16 protein-coding genes are annotated in these 20,861 nt (G+C 45.0%); 5 read left to right on the top strand and 11 right to left on the bottom strand.

The features are described 5' to 3' along the window. Positions 1-25: 25 nt before the first annotated feature. Entirely contained in the window at positions 26-898 is an 873-nt protein-coding gene (locus ACMQ5W_RS09930; RefSeq protein WP_419025046.1) for a LysR family transcriptional regulator, read from the top strand. A gap of 80 nt (positions 899-978) precedes the next feature. Here the strand turns inward: ACMQ5W_RS09930 and ACMQ5W_RS09935 are convergent, their stop codons facing one another. The 3 genes from ACMQ5W_RS09935 to ACMQ5W_RS09945 are packed head-to-tail and all read right to left on the bottom strand — an operon-like array spanning position 979 to position 4,711. Beyond that, positions 979-2,562 (bottom strand): BCCT family transporter, encoded by a 1,584-nt coding sequence (locus tag ACMQ5W_RS09935; protein ID WP_419025047.1) that lies wholly within the window; start codon positions 2,560-2,562, stop codon positions 979-981. A gap of 17 nt (positions 2,563-2,579) precedes the next feature. Then, a complete protein-coding gene (locus ACMQ5W_RS09940) occupies positions 2,580-4,004 on the bottom strand; it encodes a trimethylamine methyltransferase family protein (protein ID WP_419025048.1) in 1,425 nt (474 codons plus the stop codon). 41 nt (positions 4,005-4,045) lie between these two features. Then, on the bottom strand, positions 4,046-4,711 hold the full coding sequence (locus ACMQ5W_RS09945) for a cobalamin B12-binding domain-containing protein (RefSeq protein WP_419025049.1): 666 nt from the start codon (positions 4,709-4,711) through the stop codon (positions 4,046-4,048). A gap of 234 nt (positions 4,712-4,945) precedes the next feature. On the opposite strand from ACMQ5W_RS09945, the gene ACMQ5W_RS09950 reads away from it, so the two are divergent. Next, a complete protein-coding gene (locus tag ACMQ5W_RS09950; protein ID WP_419025050.1) occupies positions 4,946-5,848 on the top strand; it encodes a LysR family transcriptional regulator in 903 nt (300 codons plus the stop codon). Between the two features lie 24 nt (positions 5,849-5,872). Here ACMQ5W_RS09950 and ACMQ5W_RS09955 read toward each other — a convergent pair whose 3' ends face one another. Further along, the gene (locus ACMQ5W_RS09955) at positions 5,873-6,907 is read right to left on the bottom strand and encodes a uroporphyrinogen decarboxylase family protein (protein WP_419025051.1); all 1,035 of its coding nucleotides are present in this window, start codon (positions 6,905-6,907) and stop codon (positions 5,873-5,875) included. Between the two features lie 234 nt (positions 6,908-7,141). Here ACMQ5W_RS09955 and ACMQ5W_RS09960 point away from each other — a divergent pair, with 234 nt between their 5' ends. Beyond that, complete coding sequence (locus ACMQ5W_RS09960; RefSeq protein WP_419025052.1) at positions 7,142-8,362, top strand: helix-turn-helix domain-containing protein; 1,221 nt, start codon at positions 7,142-7,144, stop codon at positions 8,360-8,362. On the opposite strand, the gene ACMQ5W_RS09965 is transcribed toward ACMQ5W_RS09960, so the two are convergent. The 6 genes from ACMQ5W_RS09965 to ACMQ5W_RS09990 form a co-directional block, all read right to left on the bottom strand. Then, complete coding sequence (locus ACMQ5W_RS09965) at positions 8,334-9,026, bottom strand: hypothetical protein (RefSeq protein ID WP_419025053.1); 693 nt, start codon at positions 9,024-9,026, stop codon at positions 8,334-8,336. The genes ACMQ5W_RS09960 and ACMQ5W_RS09965 overlap by 29 nt on opposite strands. 13 nt (positions 9,027-9,039) lie before the next feature. Continuing rightward, complete coding sequence (locus tag ACMQ5W_RS09970) at positions 9,040-10,413, bottom strand: uroporphyrinogen decarboxylase family protein (RefSeq protein ID WP_419025054.1); 1,374 nt, start codon at positions 10,411-10,413, stop codon at positions 9,040-9,042. 391 nt (positions 10,414-10,804) lie between these two features. Next, positions 10,805-12,604 (bottom strand): sigma-54 interaction domain-containing protein, encoded by a 1,800-nt coding sequence (locus tag ACMQ5W_RS09975; protein ID WP_419025055.1) that lies wholly within the window; start codon positions 12,602-12,604, stop codon positions 10,805-10,807. 117 nt (positions 12,605-12,721) lie between these two features. Beyond that, positions 12,722-13,999, bottom strand: a complete 1,278-nt coding sequence (locus ACMQ5W_RS09980; protein WP_419025056.1) for a TRAP transporter large permease — start codon at positions 13,997-13,999, stop codon at positions 12,722-12,724. Then, complete coding sequence (locus tag ACMQ5W_RS09985) at positions 13,996-14,541, bottom strand: TRAP transporter small permease (protein ID WP_419025057.1); 546 nt, start codon at positions 14,539-14,541, stop codon at positions 13,996-13,998. Before ACMQ5W_RS09985 ends, ACMQ5W_RS09980 begins: the two co-directional genes overlap by 4 nt. Before the next feature lie 83 nt (positions 14,542-14,624). Beyond that, on the bottom strand, positions 14,625-15,650 hold the full coding sequence (locus ACMQ5W_RS09990; RefSeq protein WP_419025058.1) for a TRAP transporter substrate-binding protein: 1,026 nt from the start codon (positions 15,648-15,650) through the stop codon (positions 14,625-14,627). Between the two features lie 596 nt (positions 15,651-16,246). On the opposite strand from ACMQ5W_RS09990, the gene ACMQ5W_RS09995 reads away from it, so the two are divergent. Together ACMQ5W_RS09995 and ACMQ5W_RS10000 are read left to right on the top strand one after the other, a co-directional pair. Then, positions 16,247-17,176, top strand: coding sequence for a glycyl-radical enzyme activating protein (locus ACMQ5W_RS09995; protein WP_419025059.1), 930 nt, complete (start codon positions 16,247-16,249; stop codon positions 17,174-17,176). Then, positions 17,173-19,530, top strand: coding sequence for a glycyl radical protein (locus tag ACMQ5W_RS10000; RefSeq protein ID WP_419025060.1), 2,358 nt, complete (start codon positions 17,173-17,175; stop codon positions 19,528-19,530). Before ACMQ5W_RS09995 ends, ACMQ5W_RS10000 begins: the two co-directional genes overlap by 4 nt. Before the next feature lie 128 nt (positions 19,531-19,658). Here ACMQ5W_RS10000 and ACMQ5W_RS10005 read toward each other — a convergent pair whose 3' ends face one another. After that, entirely contained in the window at positions 19,659-20,384 is a 726-nt protein-coding gene (locus ACMQ5W_RS10005) for a FadR/GntR family transcriptional regulator (RefSeq protein WP_419025061.1), read from the bottom strand. Positions 20,385-20,861: the final 477 nt, after the last annotated feature.

The raw sequence follows: 20,861 nt of genomic DNA on the forward strand, positions 1-20,861 counted from the left end.
ATAATGATATAATAAGGAGTTAGCCATGAGCATGACGAAATACAGAGCCTTTGTCCACACTGTTGAACTGGGCAGTCTCACCAGGGCAGCCGAAGTTATGCAATACTCTCAGCCCGGTATCAGCAAGATGATGGACTCGCTGGAAGACGAATTAAACCTCTCTCTCTTCGTAAGAAAAGGGCCTGCCTTAGAACTTACAGAAAACGGGAAACAGATTTATATTTACTGCAAAGATATTGTCCGCCGTGAAGACGAGCTGATCAACGCCGCAAATGCGATGAACGGACTGCTGACCGGCACCATACGAATCGGCGCCCTAAATTCAATTATTCTCGAATATACGCCTAATGTAATTAAGACCTATTCCAATGCCCATCCGATCATTCAAATTTTTTTGGATGAGTTATCCTATGCCGAAATCATAGATGATTTAAAAAATGGTACGATTGATATCGGCTTTACCAGCAAGTTCAGCGAAAAAAGCCTGGACTTTATTCCCCTGTTTAAAGATCCGATCCGCTTAATCGTCAACAAAGACCATCCCCTCGCTTCATGCAGCAAAATTCCTATCAGCGCCCTCGATAACAGCGATTTTATTTCCCTGCCTCCCGGCGGGGATGATCTGCTGGTAGTCGTCAGAAACAGGCAGAAGTTCACTCCAATTAATAAGTATTATGTTCACAGCGATGCAGCGGCTGTTGCCATGGTCTCTGCCGGTCTAGGAGTTTATATCATTTCCGAAATGCAGTGCAGAAATCTTCCAGACAATGTAATTAAGAAAGAATTTGAGGAAGATCTTTTCAGAGTCATGGGTATCGGTATCAAATATACAAAAAACGTTTCCCCGACGATTAAAGAGATGATTCGAATCTCCAAATTACAAGAAGACCCTCGATGAAATAAGGGGATGCAGCATTTTACTACAACCCCTTATATTCTCAGTTCAGTTTTTCATTTATTGGTTTTGCATCTCGTATTTCAGGCAGTCTCCTCTGCCTGGGAAGTCTCTTCTTTCTCAGAAACATCGTACACTTCTTTCAGCTCTTTTTTGCTGAACAATCGTTTTATCAGAATCGCCAGAACGATCAGGGTCATGACATGGAGCGGGAAGTCGAAGAGTTGAATCGCACTCTTGGCTCCGGCGATACCAGCAAAGCTGATGAAAGTATAAGCGGTAGCGCCCATCAGAGCGCCCCAGGCGAATTTAATCATTGTCGGCGGTTCTCCGCTGCCGTCAGGATTCAGCTTGGTGGTCGTGGATACTAACGCAACAGATGTTGTGGTAGAATTTGCCATAGTAACGAATGAAATGATTACGATGATCAGGAATACGACAACCAGAATACCGCCCAGCGGCAGCGTCCTTAACAGGTCGAACATGGAAGCCTCAGCGCCCTTGTCCACAATGCCCTGCCATACGTTATATTTGCCACTCGTCTGCAGATGGAAGGCATAACCGCCGAAAATGCAGAACCAGATTACGTTGAAGAATGCCGGAATCACGCCCATGCCCAGCGCAATCTCTTTAATCGTCCGACCGTAAGATATCTTTGCAAAGAAGATGCCGAAGATCGGTGCGAAGCCGGAGGCACCTACAAACTGCCAGAATGGCCAATCTTTGGTCCAGGTTGCATTGTCCAGCACGCCGGTATATCCTGCTGTTTCTATGATGTTGCCAAAGAGATAGCTCATGCTCTCTGTAAACAGACTCAGGATATATTTGCCCGGACCCACGATGAATACGAAAGCCAGTACGACAATATAGATATAGAAGTTCAGATCCGCCAGCTTGGATATACCTCTTTCTACGCCGGAAATAGAAGTCAGGACGAAGAAAGCGACGATGCCGACGGCGATAATCAGCCACAGCATTTTAGTGACCGGAATACCAAAGATCATGTTGAACCCGGATCCGATCTGCATGATGCCACTGCCTAGAGAACTGGTAACACCGGCAACGATAGCGATGACGCTGAGGATGTCGATGAGATTTCTGACCCATGTCCTCGCAGGCTTGCCGCCCAGCAGGTAAACGAAGGAACTGACCCGCAGCTGCTGCCCATAGTTGTAAGCGGCAAGTCCGATGGCGATAGCGTACAAGGTGTAGAACCAGTACTGCGCGCTCCACTCCCAGCTGCTCTGTGCCATGGCTTTGATTGCTGCGGCAGAAGAACCCGAATCCATACCCCACTGAGTAGCTACGTCCATGAAGTAAGTCATCGGCTGTGCGACACCATAGAAGATAATGCCGCTGCCGATACTGGATGTCAGGCACATTGCGAACCAGGTGACAGTCTTATGAGTCGGTTTGGCATTGGGACCACCCAGTCTTTTCTTACCGATGGGCAGGAAAATAAAAAGTACGGTAAACGTCGTCTGGATGATCATGTTCAAACATACGAACCACATGGTATTGTTGGCAATCCATGTGGTACCCCGCTGGGTTATGGCGGAGAACAGTTCCTGGTTGGCAAAGCTGATGACTACCATGCCGATCATGATGATCATCGGTGCCCAGAAAACAGGTTTATTGAGTTTTACTCTTTCCTTCTTAATGTTCATAATTTTTCCTTTCTAAATCAATCCGCATACTCGTCCAGGATTTTCTGCAGTTCTGCCTCATGTTCCCGGCCTTTCGTATAATTATAAGCCTTTTCATATTTATCGAGCTGTTTGTTGGCTCGGTCGACAAGGGTGTTTTTACCGTTTCTCTTCTGATAATTCGGGTATGGCGCTCTATCAGTGAGAACCGGAGCAAGAAATTCATCTTTGTAATTGTCCAGTGTATGATTATGGAACAGGAATTCGCCTTTCCCCGCATCTTCCTCCAGCACATCAAATGCCAAAGTGAAGTCGCTGACTTCCATGCCTCTTCCAATTTTCTCCAGATTCCTGATTAGCTCTGCATCCAGAGCAAGACAGGTATAAGAAAACTGGTTCAGCTGTGAATACAATCCTATACCAAATTCCATATTACTACCTGCCTGTCTGCAGACAAACCCTCCCATGAATTTCTCCCAGCCGAACTGCGCGTCATGTTCGTTGGAGTCGGAACATGGTCCGATGCATCCGATTGGAATTCTATAATAGTGGGCCATCTGGCAGGCTGCAGTCTTTATTACCGCATACTCCGGCGTTGCCACTGTACAGGCGGCAAATTTCATATCGAAAATTCTATTAGCGGATAAGAGTGAACAGTTTAAGCCCGGCCTGTAGCACTGTGCCAATACGATATGTCCGATGACCTCTGCAAAGGCTTCCACGATAGAGGCTGCCAGAGTAACCGGGGCGGTAGCTCCCGCCATGGTTCCGGTGCTGAATTCACACGGGATATTGTATTTTGCCGCCGTTCTGATAACCTCACAGGCATCCTTTCTGATCCCCAGTGGAGAGAAGGTACAGATGTTGAAGAGATGTCTCGGCTTCTTCATCAGATTCTCCAGACCTCCTGCTATTTCCGCATGCATCATGATCAGTCCTTCAGCATGCTTATCTGAGTTGGCAATGGCATGGGTCGGCTTGCGGGTATTGACCAGCAGTGCCTTTGTCATATACAGATCCTGATTTTCCGACGGAATGTCGCAGGCCTGGATAGATGGCTGCATCATATCGATTTCATCGATAGTTTCCACGTATCTGACTGCTTTTTCCAAAGCCGCATAGGAGCCTTCTTTTGAAATTCCGTCCTGGTCCACATACGTCGTGGTATATCCGCAGGTAGAATAATAAGTACGGGTTCCGCCGTAATCAATGACTTTCTTTCCAAAGGCGTCGTAAAACGAGAAGGAATGACCCTTGACGCTCATACAATGCTGCACTAAGTCCGCGGGCAGATAGGCTCTCTGCTTTTCATAATCCACCTTTGCCCCATTCTTTTCCAGCAACTGCAGGGATTGCTTCTCCTCGACCATAATGCCGATCTGCCAAAGAACTTCCATAACGTTCATATGTATTCTGTAAACTTCATCTTCTGTTAAAACTTTCATATTTTTTTCAAATTCCATTATTCGCCCTCCTTGTATATGTCCATCAAATTTTGAATTTGCTATATCGCAATCAACTCTTCCGCTTTCTTGCAGCAGGACATCGCATCGGTGGAGAATCCGTCTGCGCCAATCTGATCCGCCCACAACTGTGACACCGGCGCACCGCCGACCATAGTCTTGACTTTTCCCTTTAGCCCCGCTTCTTTGACCAGTTCTTCAATGGTTCTCTGATGTTCCATGGTCGTCGTCAGAAGCGCACTGCTGCCGATAATGTCCGCTCCGACTTCAATCGCTTTGTCGACAAAGTCCTGAAGCTCCACCTGTTTGCCCAAGTCATAAACATCAAAGCCAGCTGCTTTTAACATGGATACGCAGATGCTCTTGCCGATATCGTGAACATCTTCTTTCACGGTTCCAATGACCACAGTGCCTTTTTTTTCTGCAACTTTGCCGCCTGCAGCAACTTCTTCTTCAACCCTGGCTGTAACGATCTTCATCACTTCAGATGCCATAATCAGCTCAGGCAGGAATACTTCCCCCTCTGCGAAAGCGTCGCCCAGTTCTTCCATGCCTTTGGCAAAACCTTCCTGCAGCAGCTGAACTGCTGTAATTCCGTCAGCTTTGGCATCGTCGAGAATTTCTTCTACCGCATCTCCGTCTGCGTCCATAATAGCCTGTGCCGCTAATTCATTATATTTGTTTTCCGCCATTTCTTCACCTTTCATTACCTTTCATATTACTTTAGATCTCGTAGTTGTCAGATTATTTTGTCTAACCTAATTATATTGTCTGACAAGATAAAAGTAAAACTCTTGATTGCTATACTGAGCATAGCTTTTTGTTATTCTGCTGTCAGATGATATAAAAACTAACGAGAAACCTGAAAATACAACTTCATATAGCATTTTGCATAACTTTTTGTTATAATGGACTAAAAGAAATATAGTGAGGAGTTTGCTATGAGTTTGATAAAATACAGGGCCTTTCTTCACGTAGTCGAGCAAGGCAGTCTTACAAGGGCAGCGAAGATTCTAGGGTATTCACAGCCAGGAATTAGCAAGATGATCGAATCCTTGGAAGATGAACTGAACATTTCTCTCTTTATCAGAAACGGTTCTTCCATAGAACTGACGGATAACGGAAAGCAGGTGTATACCTACTGCAAGGAAGTGGTGAAGTATGATGACGAGCTGATCAACGCAGTCAACGCTATGAATGGTCTGCTGACAGGCAACATTCGCATCGGCGCGCTGAACTCCATCATACAGGATTACGTTCCGCGCATCATAAAATTCTACTCAGACGAACACCCCATCATACAAATATCCCTGAATGAGATACCGTCATTTGAAGTCATCGAACAGCTGGCGGGCGGCACCATCGATATCGGGTTTACGAGTAAATTCGATGTGAAAGGGATCGAGTTCATTCCCCTTTTCAACGATCCCTGCCGTTTGATCGTGAACAAAAATCATCCCTTTGTCGCAAAAGAGACCATCTCTATCAGTGATCTAAACGGCTGCGATTTTATCATGCTTCCGCCGGAGGGACAGGATCTGATCAATACGGTAAAAGAGACAGAGAAATTTACTCCCTTTGTCAAATATTACGTCCACAGCGATGCCGCGGCGGTCTCCATGGTCGCTGCCGATCTTGGAGTCTATATTATTTCAGAAATGCAGTGCAAGAATTTACCTGCTAACGTGGTGAAAAAAGAATTTGAAGAAGATGTCTTCAGAGTGATGGGAATCGGTATCAAATCCCAAAAGAAAGCGTCTACTGCGCTGAAAGAGATGATTAGGATTGCAAAATTACAATTAGATAATACCAAATCATCTCCTTCGTCTGTCAGCAGTCTTTAGAGTGAAAATAATAGATAACCTGTTTTAATATTTGCCATAGGTCTTTGCTTCTTCGACCATGATTTTCGCATATTCATCGGTCATATTGGCAGGAAATTCACAGCCTGTTGCCAGAATAAACCCGCCGTCTTTCGCAAGGGCATCAATCTCCTTATGGCATTCCGCCCGGAGATCCTCCTCTGAATAGATCATCAGATTGCCCGGATTTACCATGCCGATAATGGTAGTCTGTTGTCCGTATTTTTCTTTCATTTCTTCCATCGTCTTACAATCCGCCGGTACGTATAACGTGGAAATCGCTTCCGGCTTCATGTATTCAATCTGCTCTTTGAAATAAATGCCTTCGCCGCAGTTATGAATCATCACCATGCAGCCCCGTTGGTGAACGTGGTCAGAAAGCCGTTTAATATATGGCCCTTCCAGCTCACACCACATCTTAGGACTCATGATCGTCTTGGAAGCGTACAGCGTATCGAACATGATTGCATGACAGCCAGTATCCATCAGCGCATCGATAAAGGTCATTAAAGTCTCTGTGATATTTTCCAAAGCCTTATGAATCTGATCTTTGGCAGAAAAGGTGTCCAGCAGCATGCCTGATAAGCTTCGGAGCATGCTCAAAATGCCCAGTGGTCCGAACACAAAGGCGACGATGGGCTTTTCATCTCCCTTTGCCTCTACCAGCTCTTTTGTCAGCTGGATATATTTTGACATCCGCTCGCCCTTGTAAGGGTCAATAACGCCAATCTTTTCATATTCCTCGGTGCTTTTAATCATGCCGTCTCCAAGAGGTCCGGCAGCCTTATCCTCCGGATACTCCATCTCCATTCCCCAGTCCGCCGCCTCGATAGACAAGTCCACCAGCGTGCATATGACATCCACATCACATTCCTCTGTCGCTTTAATGATGGACTGGGCGCACTTGTGAGGATCCTTTGTCCACTCTGCATAATTGATGCCGAGATAATTTCTCGCAATGCTGTTAATCAGCGGATAGACCGGTACCCGGTCCGCTTCCTGATGGTTCAGCGTCATGGTTACTCTCTCTATAGAATTCATACTCTCTACCTCCTTATTCATGTCTTATCATACCATCATCTTACCAATTTTACGGAGGTGTGCATATCAAAATAATTTGCGACTTTATCATTATTCATTGACAAATTATTCTATCATGTATATAATTAGCACAATTTATAAACTATAAAACCAAATATTTTACTAGTCAATTATATTATATTTAGGTGAACCATGGAACATTTATACGAATTAATGATCTTTAAAGACAAGATAATGAATAAGAAAATTGTCCAGCTCGAAAATACACTTATGGCCTTTTCGCGGATTACCAATACGCCGGTTACTTACTTTTCAAGTGTGGGTAAAGAACAATGGACAACTCTGCAAGATAAAAAGATATGTGCCGCCAATAGTCAGTACGGTAATGAAAACTTTGACTGCACGAGAAATCTCATGTCCTCTATGCGTATCTCACTGTCTCTGCCAGACGTCTATATATTCATGTGTAATGCCGGACTGATCAATTTATGTTATGCTTTGATGATGGATACGAAGGTGTACGGATTTCTCATAGCCGGCCCCATCGCCATGGGAAATGACGTGAAAAAAATTATCAGCACTTTGCTTAGCAGCAGCCTGGCAGAAGCGATAGATTACTCCCGTTTAATGACTCTGGTACGGGAATTGAAACTTTATGCGCCGAAAGAAATCACTTATTTATCGACGCTTTTTCAAAGCGCTATTACTGCGTCCCTGGAAATACATCATACTAGTGAAATAAAATATCAGCGCCATCAAGAGCAGTCTGATATCGGCAATAAATTAATTCAGATGAACAAAGCCCATCTGAATATTGACTACCCCTATCACGCAGAGAACAAATTAGTCGACATCATTAAATCAGGCAGTATCGATATCTGCAAAAAGCAGTTTTCAATTTATATGGAAGAGCTTATGACCTTTGAAAGCGGTAATCTATCCATGGTAAAATTACGCTTGATCGCATTCTTTACCCAACTCATGAAGAGTGATGATGACTGGCAGAAGAACTATAAAAATTTCTTTTCGCTCAAAAAGATGAACGAAGCGCAGAATTTAGCAGAAATAACAGAAGCCGGAGCTACTTTGACAGCTGCATTGGCTAAATCAACAGCTGACAAAGTGTACTCTGGTTCATCTCCCATTATTAAAAAAGTAATTACATATATAAATCTCCATTACTGCAATAACATCAGTCTGAAAAGCGTAGCTGAAACAATCCATGTAAACTGTACCTATCTGTCTACACTCTTTAAGAGAGAGCTGGGCATCTCCTTTGTTGCCTATCTGAACAGCGTCAGGCTTGCTCATGCCGAAGAGCTGTTAAATAATTCCGCTTTGACTGTGACAGAAGTCTGTCTCAGTACCGGATTTTCTTCCTCAAGTTATTTTACAAAATTGTTCAAAGCGAAAAACGGAACTACACCTAACGAATTTCGACGTCATTCGCAATAAGCACATGACATAATTTGCAGCTGCTCTGTGCTCCATAACAGAATTCACACCGTCCATGAAGGGGTTTGTAATGAGCATTGACCGCAAAATACATGCCCGCACAGGATTTCAGTGGTAGCATAACCGTGTTGTTTCTAAGTTTTATGCCCAGCAACGCAAAGTCCAGCAACGAATCAATCTTCGTCACCTCCCTTGTACTCATACCATAGAAGCCGGGACCAAAGCTGTCGCTCAGGTCCGACTTTGTTTGCAGCTCTTCTTTAAGCAGCATTCGAACTGCATCAGCAAAAGCTGTCCCCCAGATGTCTGCGTAAACCTGATTCAACACCTCTTCTCCAGGAAGAGAATAGTCACCGGCTGTACAGGCATAGAGATAAAGGCCGTCAATGCTTCCTGTCTGCAATTGGTCAAAGGCTTTACAGCAAAATTCTTGTCCGCCGGCCGACAGTTTTTCATGGTGAAGGGTTATTTCATCTCTATTGAAATAAAGATATACTGCGCGAGGGATAATCCGCGACTCTATCCTTTCCCGCATATGAAAGGCATCTTCTCTCATCCGTTCAAACTTCTCCCCTTCTCGGTTGATTCCTGCACTTTCCAAAAAAAGAGTCGTTGCCAAGTCATTACACTTATTTCGGTCAATCGTTAGAAACTGCTTTTCCATCCTTTTTTCTTCCTCAATTTTCAGCCTGCATTTGCTTCTGCGCTTCCTTCACAGCCTCAATCAACTCTTCCCGGGAAGGGATAATAGAGATAAATTTCTGCTGCCCGTTGATACACATCGTGGGAAGATTTGCAATGCCCATCTTTCTCGTCCTTGCGATGTCCTCTTTGATAAAGTATTTGTATACTCTGTATTCTGAAGCGATATCTTTCAGCGTCTCCCAGTTATCCTCTACAGAGGCCAGCATGTATGTACAAGCCGCACACTGCTCAGGGTCTAAGAGGAACAATTCAATCATCGGTTTATCCAGACCTGCATAGTCAGGAATCTCCACATCGGAATCGTCGATGACGACCTCATAGTTTTCAATCAGCTTTCTGGTGCTGTCCGGGTGTTTCACAGCCTGGGCGCAAGCAATAGTGTTTTCAATGGGCGTGTCATAAGGCATATCACAGCCTGGGCTGACAATCAGGTTGAAATGGTCCAGGGAGTCGATCAGATCGATGACGCCCTTCATGTTGTCTTCCTGAGTCCCATGGAGCATGGTCGTAGTCAGAGGAATATTTCCCCCAATCGTGATGTTATATTGATCTGTCACTTCCTTTGCCACTGGAAGATTGACATTTTCGTCAACAGATACGCCGTCTGGTCCCATCTTGCACATGACTTCAATCTGTTTTGTTGCATTGCCGCAGACGAAGAAGGATGAAAATGCACCCTTTGCCCTAATGTAATCAAAGACTGCCTTGAATGCTTCTGAAAGCATCTTCTCGATGTGCTTAGGAGAAACTTGTGATACCAGGGGGTCAACCACTGCGATGACATCCATGCCGGCATCTATGTACATCTGTGACATGGCGATAGACACCTGTGCACAATAGCTGACCAACTCCTTTACATATGCCTGGTCAGATACCATGTCCATAAAGATGTCTGTTCCTCGAAGGTGAGAAGCCAGGGTGAACGGCCCGCAGATCAGTCCATATAATGCCGTATCTTCACCAATCGCTTTCTTTACGCGCCTCATCGCCGAAAGAATCATCGGCAGCCTTCCCGATTCAGGAGTCGGTATCTTGCAGCTGCAGGGAATGGATTTTTCGTTTGCAATCGGATGACTGTTAACAGACGGCGGATTGTTTTCTGCCCACATCAGGTCACAGCCGAGAATTTCAGCTTCAACCTGCAGGTCAAAGATGACTGGAAGACCGTCCGGCGTATATATTTTGTTCGCTTCAATCAGGCACTCGACCAGTTTATCTTCGTCCCGCAGAACCTCTTCCGCCGTATACCCCTTCAGCTTTCCCACGTGCACACCGGCAAACGGCACCCATGGAAGTTCCTCTGCACTTTCGTGCCTCAATGTCTGAAATATAAGTTCTTTACCCATTATTCTTTCCTCCTGCAGTTATTATTTCTCCTTACAGAAATTGCTGACAAAGGAGGTAACGCCTCTGCCAGCAACTTCTTTCGGTTTACTCTGCCATTATCCCGCAACAATGGCAATGATTCTAAGACAATTTACTTATCTAAAAGAATTATAGCGTTTCACACGCTGAAAATAAAGCGAATAATCATTATACTACGCATAGCTTTTTGTTATATCGCCAGCAGCTGATTTATAAACAAAAATGCCGACAGGGTTGGTAAAGCCCCATCGACATTTTTAGGTGTATTCGCCATTATCCCGCAACAATGGCAATGGTTCTAAGACAATTTACTTGTCTAAAAGAATTATAGTGTCTTACGCGTGAAAAGTAAAGAGAATAATTGTGATCCGTTCATTCGCTAATCGGAGGGAATACCAGGTATTTTTCCATCATCCGATAGAAGGTGGCTCGTGACATTCCTAACAAAACTGCCGCCTCTTGTTTATTTCCATTGGTCATTTCCAGCGCCTCCTTCAGCAGATTGGCATTGGCCTTCTCAATTTCTCTGCGGCATTTTTCCAGCCTGTCCTCTGTCGTTTCTGCTGCATCAGCCTTAAAGCTATATGGCTTTGATGAAATGGAGGCATCAATATCTTTGTCGTTGATCACGTTGCGTTTGGAGAGCAGGGCAACGCGCTGTATCACATTTCTGAGTTCACGCACATTTCCAGGCCAGTTATATTCAATCAAAGTCTTTTTCGCACTATAATCAAGCATCTTTGCCAGTCTCCCGTTGGACTGCGCCACTTGTTTCAGAAAAACTTTCGCCAGAGGAATGATGTCGTCTTCCCGTTCTCGCAATGGCGGAATGACCAGGTTAAGAACCTGTAGTCTATAGTAGAGATCTTTTCGAAATAATCCCTCTTCGACCATTCGCTCAAGATCCCGATTGGTAGCCGCGATGACACGCACATCTATGGCGATTTCTCTGGTATCGCCGATTCTGGTAATTTTTCCAGTTTCAAGAACACGGAGCAATTTTGACTGGAAATAGAAAGGCATCTCTCCGATTTCGTCCAGAAACAGCGTCCCGCCATCTGCTAACTCAAACTTACCCAGCTGTCCGTTCTTTGACGCCCCCGTAAAGGCTCCGCCCACGTAACCGAATAATTCACTTTCAAAAAGATTTTCCGGAAAGTTCGCACAGTTGAGAGCGATGAAGGCTTCCTGGCTCCGGTTACTGTAATTATGAATCGCCTGTGCAAACAATTCCTTGCCAACGCCGCTCTCTCCCACGATCAGAACACTATTCCTTCCCGCTGTTGCAAATTCACTTGCGATGTCGATGCTCTGCCTTATTCCCTCGCTCTCGCCAATAATAGAATCGAAGGTGTACTCTGCCGCATGACCGATAATTTTGTTCACCTTATTCAGATTCAGTTTATTCAAGTACAAAAATTCCAGCACGCCGTCTATTTCGTCATCATCCGTAAGAATAGGATACATATTATTAGAAACGGACAAAGTGTCCGCAGAATTTGACCTGGATTCCACTGTCACCTCCCAGTCCAGAACCTTCCTGCCATTCTCCAGCACGTCGAACATCTTGTACTTATTGGACGAACTTTTCAGCGCATGAATCGATGTGCCGCTGTTTTTCATGAGGTCGTTGACGTGAACCCCGACGGCAGTTTTTCGGTCACTGATGTTCATCACATTGCAGTACGCCGTATTCCCATAGCGAAATATCGCGTCTCGGTCGTAAATGCACAGAGGGTTATCCATGAAATCGAGTGCCCTGAGCAAAAAATTTTTTTCAGCATTTTCTGTTTCATAGATCTCCATCAGCCGAATCATGTCATCGCTGAAAGTATCCAGATATCCAGTATCATCGTCCGCAGAGGTTCCTATAAAGAGCAGATACCCCGTAACACGATCAGACCAAGCCAGCATTTCTTTCAGCATAGACAGATCCTCTGCGGCCAGCTTTATCCCATCCGCCAACTCTACCCCCGGTGTACATGACCGGATAACCCCACCATTCTCCGAACAAAAAAGCACGAATTCCTCTCGATTCTCATAACGGCCAATCAAAAAATCAAAGATTTTTCCTACCAGTATGTCTTGCGTTGAGTTCATGTACGAATCGCGCCGTCCTTTACTCGTGATGCGATCCAGTTTAACTATTACAGAGTCCAATTTCGTACTCATAATGTTTTCACCCGCCTTTTTTATTAAGCCAACTTTACGGAATTCAAAGAAAAAGGACTCTCTCCTCATAACGATTGGAGTCGCCCTTTTCTATGAATGTTTAATAATGGCCGCTCTTTATTTTCCCAATATCATGAAAGGAAGTTGTGAGAGAACCGGCACGTATGTAATCAGCAGCAGTGCGCCTAAGGTAGCCAATAAAAACGGCATTGCCGCTCGAACCGTTTCGCCAAAGCTGACCTTTGAAATATTGGTCGCGGCATAGAGGCATACGCCCACAGGCGGTGTGGACAATCCTAAAACAAGATTGATACAGATGATCAAGCCTGTCTGAATTGGATCGATTCCAAGGCTCTGCATGGCAGGAGCCAAAATTGGCGCCACCAGGAGAATCGCCGGTGAGCTGTCCATAAACATACCCACAATCAGAAGTGCTGCATTGATAATCAACAGCTTCAAAACTAAGGAGCAATCCATGCCGACAAGGGCTTCTGTCAAAATTACTGTAATCCGTTCGTTGGAAATGACCCATCCAAACAGATAGCATCCTCCTACGATGAGCATAATCGCTCCACTGTCAACGGCACTCTGTACAACACATTTCCACAGGCTCTTCCATGTAATCGTCTTATAAATCATTGAGAGTACCAGCGCATAGACGACGGCAAGTGCTGCTGCCTCTGTTGGTGTAACGATACCTGAGACAATCCCTCCGATAATCATTACTGGTATTCCCAGACAAGGCAGTGCCTCAAGTGTCGCTTTGCCGCGCTGCTTCCACGTTGTCTTTTTCATTCTTGGGAAATTGTCTTTACGCGAATAAATATAGATTACCATCATTAAAAGACAGCCCATTAGAATACCCGGCATGACGCCTGCCACAAACATATCGCTTACAGATACCTTCGCACAAGAGGCGTAAATTACAAAGGCTAATGACGGCGGGATAACCGGACAGCAAGTGGAGGCCACCGAGGTCAAACCTGCACAGAAACCCGACGGATAGCCTTCTTTTTTCATCGCAGGAATCAGCAGGGAGCCTACCGCCGACGTTCCGGCAATGGCAGAGCCGGACACTGTTCCAAAGAGCATACAGGCAAGCACATCTACCATGGCAAGCCCGCCTCTAACATGTCCCACGAAAGACTGCGCGCAGGCGACCAGTCTCTTTGTAATTCCTCCGCTTGCCATGATATTTCCTGCAAGAATGAAGAAAGGCAACGAAATCATTACAAAAATATTGATTCCATATATCATTCTTTGTGAAATAAGCGCCCAGGATATATCTCCAATGATGAAAGCATAGCCCACTGTAGAAATGACCAGTACGAAAGCGATAGGAATGCCTAAAGCTAACAATAAGAAAAATATCACGAACAAAATCCACGTCGTCATAGAACAACCTCCTCTCCGATTAGCTCTGTGTCAGGAGATAGTTCCAGTTTCACCATATCTCCTAAAACTGCAAGTTCAAGCAGCTGAATGACCGTATAGTAGAACATGATTGCGCCACAAATAGGCAAGGAACAATAGAACCAGGATAGGGATATTGCCGGCATAGTGGTAGCCATATGATTAACATTTGATAACGTGTATTCAAAACTTGAAAATATAAAAATAATTAATCCAATCAGTAAAATGAAATGAGAAATAAATAAAACGGTTTTTTTAACCTTTCCTTTCAAACGGTCCTTTAATACGTCCACGCCGATATGCAGCAAATACCTGCTCGAAATTGCAGACCCTAATAATGTCATCCAAATGAAAAGCAAGCAGCTCAATTCCGTAGCCCAGCTTATTGATACATCGATCTGTCTTAGGAAAATCTGCACGGTTACTAACGCAAGTAGCATTACAGCCTGAATTCCTAATATTAGTTGGCAGCCTTTATCTATCCAAGCGCCTACAAGGACAAGTCTTTCTATCAGTGCCTTCATAGTCATCCTCCTAAACTCTGTTATTCACTGTCGCCGTCAAGCAAAGCGCCTGGCGGCGACAGATTTCAGTTATTTGGTATCTGTTATTTTCTAAAGCCATCCACGATATCAAGCAGTTCCTGCCACTCCGGATTTGCTTTCAGATATTTTTTATATACAGGCTGTACGGCTTTTACCCATGCATCCTTGTCTTCGATCTGAGTCACCGTCCATCCGTCTTCTTTGCTGTATTTGTCAATCAGCTTCTGATTTTCTTCAAGCAGGTAAGCCCTCTGCACTTTTCCTGCTTCTTTCGCAGCGTCTTTAATCAGTTTCTGATCTTCTTCAGGCAAGCCTTTGAGCCAGTCATCTGCAACGACGACGACACCACCAGCGTAAAAATGATTTGACACGCATACGTTTTTCAATACTTCGGTAAATCCGTCTGATTCAGTAGGGACAAAACCGTTATCCTGTGCCTCTACCATGCCTGTTTGAAGACTTGTGTACAATTCACTGTAACTGATTGATACAGGTACTGCGCCTAAGTCTTTATACATATCGACAAGCATTTCGCTCATCATGCTTCTCATTTTCAACCCTTTCATATCGGCCAGTTTGCTTACTTTCCTGTCTGTTGTAAAGACATATCTCCATCCATCTTCATGGAAAGCAATCGCTTCCAAATTGTCCACTGCAGAAATTTCAGAAAGAATCTTCTCACCAAATTCGCTATCCAAGCACTTTTCCAAATGTTCTGGGTCGTCAAAGAGGAATGGCAGCTGCATGATATCTGTAATCGGAGTAAAACCATTCAAACTTCCCAGGGATGTCCACATCATCTCCAAATTCCCCGTCTGCACCATTTCAATTCCTTCAATTTCATCAGTCGTCATGTCGCCATGGTAGCAGTTCACTTTAACTCTTCCGTCCGTCGCCTTTTCAACTGTTTCTTTAAATTGTGCAGTGCCATAATCATATGCGCTGCCAGGAGCACATACGTCCGCAATACGTATTGTATAGCTAGGCAAATCCGAATCAGAGCTTCCCTCACCGCCATCCTTGCCACAAGCAGTCATCACGAAAATCAAACAAAAGGCAAGCATGATTATCAAAAACGATTTCTTCATTAATAGTTCCTCCTTTTCTAGTTCCTAACATAATAATATCATAGATTCCACTTATTACCACAGTCCAATATTTTCCAATCTGAACTTTGGTACACGTCCATTTTTCACTAACCCCATGCTCCGATTTATATTATTATCACCACCTCTTTTCTTCTTCCAATGCCACAATATACATAAGGAAATGTGGTTATTTATTACTAACGCAAATATCATGCCATGCTTACACCATGTGGAATTGACTGAAAAATGCGACACAACGTGAAGCCTTATTAAGAATCAAGTGCTTTTGTGTATCATATTTGAGATTTCATTCGTAAATCCGTCTCATATTTTAGACATGCATACCGAATCCTCTCTTCAAAGTAATCTTCTTACATATAATTTCCTTATATTATTCTACATCATGTCTTTTTTTGCTTTGCAAGTTCAGTCAGTGTCTTTTATCTGAGACACTTTATTCAGCAATTGTTTCGTTTCTAATACACATTCTGTCAATTCTTCGAAAAGATTGAGTAAAATCAGGCATTCTCACCATGGCATGGTTCTTGCTGTATTTATCTGTGACCCAAATGATGAGGAACGAAAGGAGAACGATTTTGATATTCAACATACAGAAATGTTCCATCCATGACGGCGACGGGCTGCGCACGCTGGTCTTTCTCAAGGGCTGCCCCCTGCACTGCCTCTGGTGCGCCAATCCGGAATCCCAGTCTTATGAGGAAGAGATCATGGAAATCCCCAGAAAGTGCATCCACTGCGGCGCATGCCAAAGAGTCTGCCCAGAGGCAGCGATTTCTCTGGTTGACGGTGATTTTGTCATCGACCGCAGTCAATGCAAAAACTGTCTCAGATGTGTGGATGTCTGCTATGCCGAATCCAAAGAGCTAGTGGGCAGGGAGATGGATGTGGATGCCGTTTTCGAAGAGATCTACAAGGATCGCCTTTACTACGAATTATATGGCGGCGGCGTGACCTTTTCCGGCGGCGAACCTCTGACCCAACCGGAATTTCTGACCGCGATTGCAGAGAAATGCAGACGGTTCAGGATCAACACTGCGATAGAGACCTGTGGCTTTGGCGATTATGAGGCCTTCAAAACGGCTCTTCCTTATATAGATCACATATTCTTTGATCTTAAACACATTGATTCGGCAGTTCATCAGCAGCTAACTGGTTTCGGAAACGAGATCATCATCAGCAACCTGGAGGCGATTTCAGAGCATGGAATCCCCATTACTGTGCGAACACCGATCGTACCGGGATACAATGACGCTGTGGAGAATATCGCAGGCATCGCTTCTCTGATCAAGGACTTTGCCGCCGTCAAAGAGTACGAGCTGCTTCCCTATCACAATCTGGGCAGCGGAAAGTATGCGTCTTTGGGCAGACCTTATGTGTTGAATGACGTAACGCCCCCTGCCGAGGAACAGATCGTTCAGTTGGTGAAGCTGTCAGGCCGAATTCTACAACCATTTGGCAAGCAGTGTTTTTATACTAAAAAAAATAAAAAGGAGATTTTGATATGATGTCAGAGAGAATCGCGGAAATGAGCGCCAGAGTGCGCAACACCCAGCCGACCATCTGCCTGGACCGCGCCAGGCTGATGACCGAATTTTACAGCCAGCCCTCCATGGAAAACTATATCCTGCGCAGAGCGCAGGCGTTTGAGTATTTTCTGGAGAACAAAGAGATCTTCATCGATCCCGATGGTGAGCAGCTGGCAGGCCATCTAGGTTCCCGTTGGCAGGCCGTCCCTCTCTACCCCGATGTGACTGCCTGGTTATATGACGACTTGGAAACCCTGGATACTCGTCCTTCAGACCGCCTGGATTTCCTTCCCGGCGAAAAAGATGAACTGCGGGAAATCGCTAAAATCTGGAAAGGTCATGCTTTTGGGGATTTCGCCAGGGCACAGACAGAAGATCTGACGAGAAAAATGATCGACGTCGGAATCTGCACCCACGGCATTTCCAATCAGTCCACTATGAACCATTCACCGAATTACGAGGATCTGGTGAAGCACGGTTATCGCTACTACATCGACCAGTGCAAGGAAAAGCTGACGGCACACAGTGTAGACGATGTCTACGATATGGAACAGAGAATCGCATGGCAGGCTATGATTATCACTATGGAAGCTATCATCAGCTTTGCCCATCGCTACGCAGATATGGCAGAGAAAATGGCGGCACAGTGCACTGATGAGACTAGAAAAACGGAACTGCTGACCATGGCGGAAAACTGCAGAGTCGTTCCGGAATTCGCGCCAAAGACTTTCCTACAGGCAAATCAACTGGTATGGTTCAACCACTTATCCCAGGTTCTGGAAGTAGCTGGCGGCGACCACACTCTGGGGCGATACGACCAGTATATGTATTCTTTCTTTGAAAAGGAATCCGCCGATGGCGCCAGTGAAGAATACTTCAAAGATATCATTCTCGAATTCAAACTCAAGATCTGTGAGCTTTGGAACATCAGAACGGAGAAGGAATCTATTGCCGATCCTGGCTGCCCGCTGTGGATGCATATCATGTTGGGCGGCGTACTGCCAAATGGCAAAGACGGCTGCAATGAACTGACGCGCGTATTCCTGCGCAGCATGAAAGACTTGCAGACCGATGAGCCCTGCATTTCTTTCCGCTGGCACCCGAATATTGATGAGGAGACCTTCCGCCTGGCCATCGACGTGGCGAGAGAAGGTGGCAGCCACCCGGCGTTCTATAACGACACCACAGCAATCACCTACCTTCTCGGTCTGGGATTCACCTTAAAGGAAGCGCGAAACTGGGGAATCTGCGGCTGCATCGAACCTCACGTTTTAGGAAAGACGGACTTCCAGAGCAATCCGGGATATTTCAACCCGATCAAAATTTTTGAAATCGCACTGCACAATGGCTATGACCCTGTGACTAAGGCACAACTGGGGCCTGTAACTGGTGATCCGAGAGATTTTACTTGCATAGAAGACGTCATGAACGCCTATGCGGCGCAGCATAACTACTTCCTAAAGGAATTCGTCACCTTGTGCAACCGGACTCTGGCTGCACACGCCTACGCACTGCCGACTTTAACCGGTTCCTGTTTCTCCGTGGGCTGCATTGAGAAAGGCAAGCTGTTACAGCAAAAGGGATCCAATCATCATTATTCGGCTATCGCCATCTCCGGTATTGCTAATATTGTCGACTCCTTAGCGGCCATCGACGAATGTGTATTTAAAAAACATTACTTGTCCATGGGCGAACTCATCGACTTGCTGGATACAAACTTTGCAGGCAGAGAAGATCTGCGTCAGCTTTTGATCAACAAAGCGCCGAAGTTCGGCAATGACATCGAGGAAGTTGACAAATATGCGGGATGGCTGATCGGATTCATCGACGAGTCATTCCAGCAGTATCACGATGCCCACGGCGGTCCATATACTACCCTGGTCGCTACCCAAGCATACAACATCGAACTGGGCAAGCTGATTGGAGCCACTCCTGATGGAAGATTGGCAGGCACAGCTCTGGCAGACAACGCGTCACCTTCCCTGGGCTGTGATATCAACGGTCCAACAGCCGTGGTCAACTCCTTAGGCGCCTGCGACGAACTGGTGCCGCAAAGCGGACTGTTATTGAATCAGCGTTTCGACCCTGCTATCGTCGCCGGTGAAAAGGGCATCGACATCATCGAAACCGTATTCCGCGCTCACTTTGCGCAGAACGGTTATCACATCCAGATCAATGTCGTCGATGATGAGACCTTGCGCGCAGCACAAAAGGATCCGGATAACTACAGACACATCCTGGTTCGTGTAGCAGGATATTCTGCATACTTCGTTGATCTCAGCACAGAAATACAGGACAATATTATTGAAAGAACCATTCAGAAAAGCGTATAAGATCAGTTTTTAGTTGAAGATGCGAAAAACCGCCCCTGAGACTTCAGCCAGTCCCCAGGCGCGGTTTTTCATTTGTTTATTTGACTTTGTTTACAGAAGCAGACGTTTTTTGCATAGTCTGTAACCTTCTATTTTCCACTCATTTTCAACTGGAATTTCATGGAGTCCAGCAGATGATTGTATGCCAGGCTCTTTGCTTTTTCGGCTTCGTGATTCTTCAGCGCTTCGAACAGTTCTCTATGCTGTACCAGAGAATTTCTCTTAAAGTCCACCGTATCTGTACTGACAGCATAGATATCCTCAATGATCTGATGATTGAAAATATCATAATATGCGGTCAGAGCACTGGTAATCAGGTTGTTCTTTGCCAATTCTCTGATGCAGGCGTGGAACTGATAATTCATCTCCACCAGATCCTTTGAGTTATCCATTGCCTTTTCACAGGCAATCATGACCTCTTCCAATTTTGCCAGACCCTCTTCGTCCACCTTCTGGGCAGCGAGAAATACTGCTTCGGGTTCCAAAGCACAGACGAACTCCACCATTTCATGGTTGTCTGCCAATTCCAAACTGGCTGCAAAGTCTCCCTGCTTGGCAATGTCATCCCTGCACTTTACATAAGTACCGTGCTTTGTCCTGTGTATAAAGCCTTGGGTATCCAGAATCTTATACGCCTCTCGCAGCGTACTGCGGCTTACATTCAGTTTTTTACAGAATTCATTTTCATTGGGAAAAACAAACCCGTCATGAAACTCCCGTGATACAATCATATTCTTTATTTTATCAGCTAGGTAGTCAGATTGTGTTTTAATCTCATTGATTACCAGTTTATCTAATAGCTTGTCGTTCTCCATGTGATTCTCCATCTTTCAATAAAATTCTATGATTCAATAGTTCCTGCCTCTCGGCAGCATATTGTTTCGCAATATTCCTACGCTCGCATAACTCACGCCGCTGTCCGTTCTGCCTAGCCAAGCAAGCTTGGGACAAAAAGGCAACGCCCTTTGATTCTGGAACTATTATACCATGACGATTCCTTTGAATATAGAATCGAACGTCATGATTCAATGAACGTTTCCTTGCAACGAAGTTGAGAGGATTGTACGTTCATTATACCATACAGCAAGCTATAAATAAAGTGGAACCACGCATTGTCCCACGGCAAACGCATGGAAGCTGATGAAGTCAGCCTGCAAATACAACTTTTACTAAAATGACGCTATTTTAAAAAATTGAGTATAATTTTTTGGAAGTAAATGTAAATTCAATCGAGATTTGAGCAATTTTATGCTGTTTTTAACCTATTTTTACGATAACTGATGGAATTTACG

Origin of the sequence: Emergencia sp. (assembly GCF_048465375.1) — a bacterium.
Taxonomy (GTDB): Bacteria; Bacillota; Clostridia; order Peptostreptococcales; family Anaerovoracaceae; genus Senimuribacter.

Coding starts and splice junctions, on each gene's coding strand:
- ACMQ5W_RS09955 (WP_419025051.1), bottom strand. CDS start 6,907: ATGAATTCTATAGAGAGAGTAACCATGACGCTGAACCATCAGGAAGCG.
- ACMQ5W_RS09950 (WP_419025050.1), top strand. CDS start 4,946: ATGAGTTTGATAAAATACAGGGCCTTTCTTCACGTAGTCGAGCAAGGC.
- ACMQ5W_RS09935 (WP_419025047.1), bottom strand. CDS start 2,562: ATGAACATTAAGAAGGAAAGAGTAAAACTCAATAAACCTGTTTTCTGG.
- ACMQ5W_RS09965 (WP_419025053.1), bottom strand. CDS start 9,026: ATGGAAAAGCAGTTTCTAACGATTGACCGAAATAAGTGTAATGACTTG.
- ACMQ5W_RS09930 (WP_419025046.1), top strand. CDS start 26: ATGAGCATGACGAAATACAGAGCCTTTGTCCACACTGTTGAACTGGGC.
- ACMQ5W_RS09970 (WP_419025054.1), bottom strand. CDS start 10,413: ATGGGTAAAGAACTTATATTTCAGACATTGAGGCACGAAAGTGCAGAG.
- ACMQ5W_RS10000 (WP_419025060.1), top strand. CDS start 17,173: ATGATGTCAGAGAGAATCGCGGAAATGAGCGCCAGAGTGCGCAACACC.
- ACMQ5W_RS09980 (WP_419025056.1), bottom strand. CDS start 13,999: ATGACGACGTGGATTTTGTTCGTGATATTTTTCTTATTGTTAGCTTTA.
- ACMQ5W_RS09960 (WP_419025052.1), top strand. CDS start 7,142: ATGAATAAGAAAATTGTCCAGCTCGAAAATACACTTATGGCCTTTTCG.
- ACMQ5W_RS09990 (WP_419025058.1), bottom strand. CDS start 15,650: ATGAAGAAATCGTTTTTGATAATCATGCTTGCCTTTTGTTTGATTTTC.
- ACMQ5W_RS09975 (WP_419025055.1), bottom strand. CDS start 12,604: ATGAGTACGAAATTGGACTCTGTAATAGTTAAACTGGATCGCATCACG.
- ACMQ5W_RS10005 (WP_419025061.1), bottom strand. CDS start 20,384: ATGGAGAACGACAAGCTATTAGATAAACTGGTAATCAATGAGATTAAA.
- ACMQ5W_RS09940 (WP_419025048.1), bottom strand. CDS start 4,004: ATGGAATTTGAAAAAAATATGAAAGTTTTAACAGAAGATGAAGTTTAC.
- ACMQ5W_RS09945 (WP_419025049.1), bottom strand. CDS start 4,711: ATGAAAGGTGAAGAAATGGCGGAAAACAAATATAATGAATTAGCGGCA.
- ACMQ5W_RS09985 (WP_419025057.1), bottom strand. CDS start 14,541: ATGAAGGCACTGATAGAAAGACTTGTCCTTGTAGGCGCTTGGATAGAT.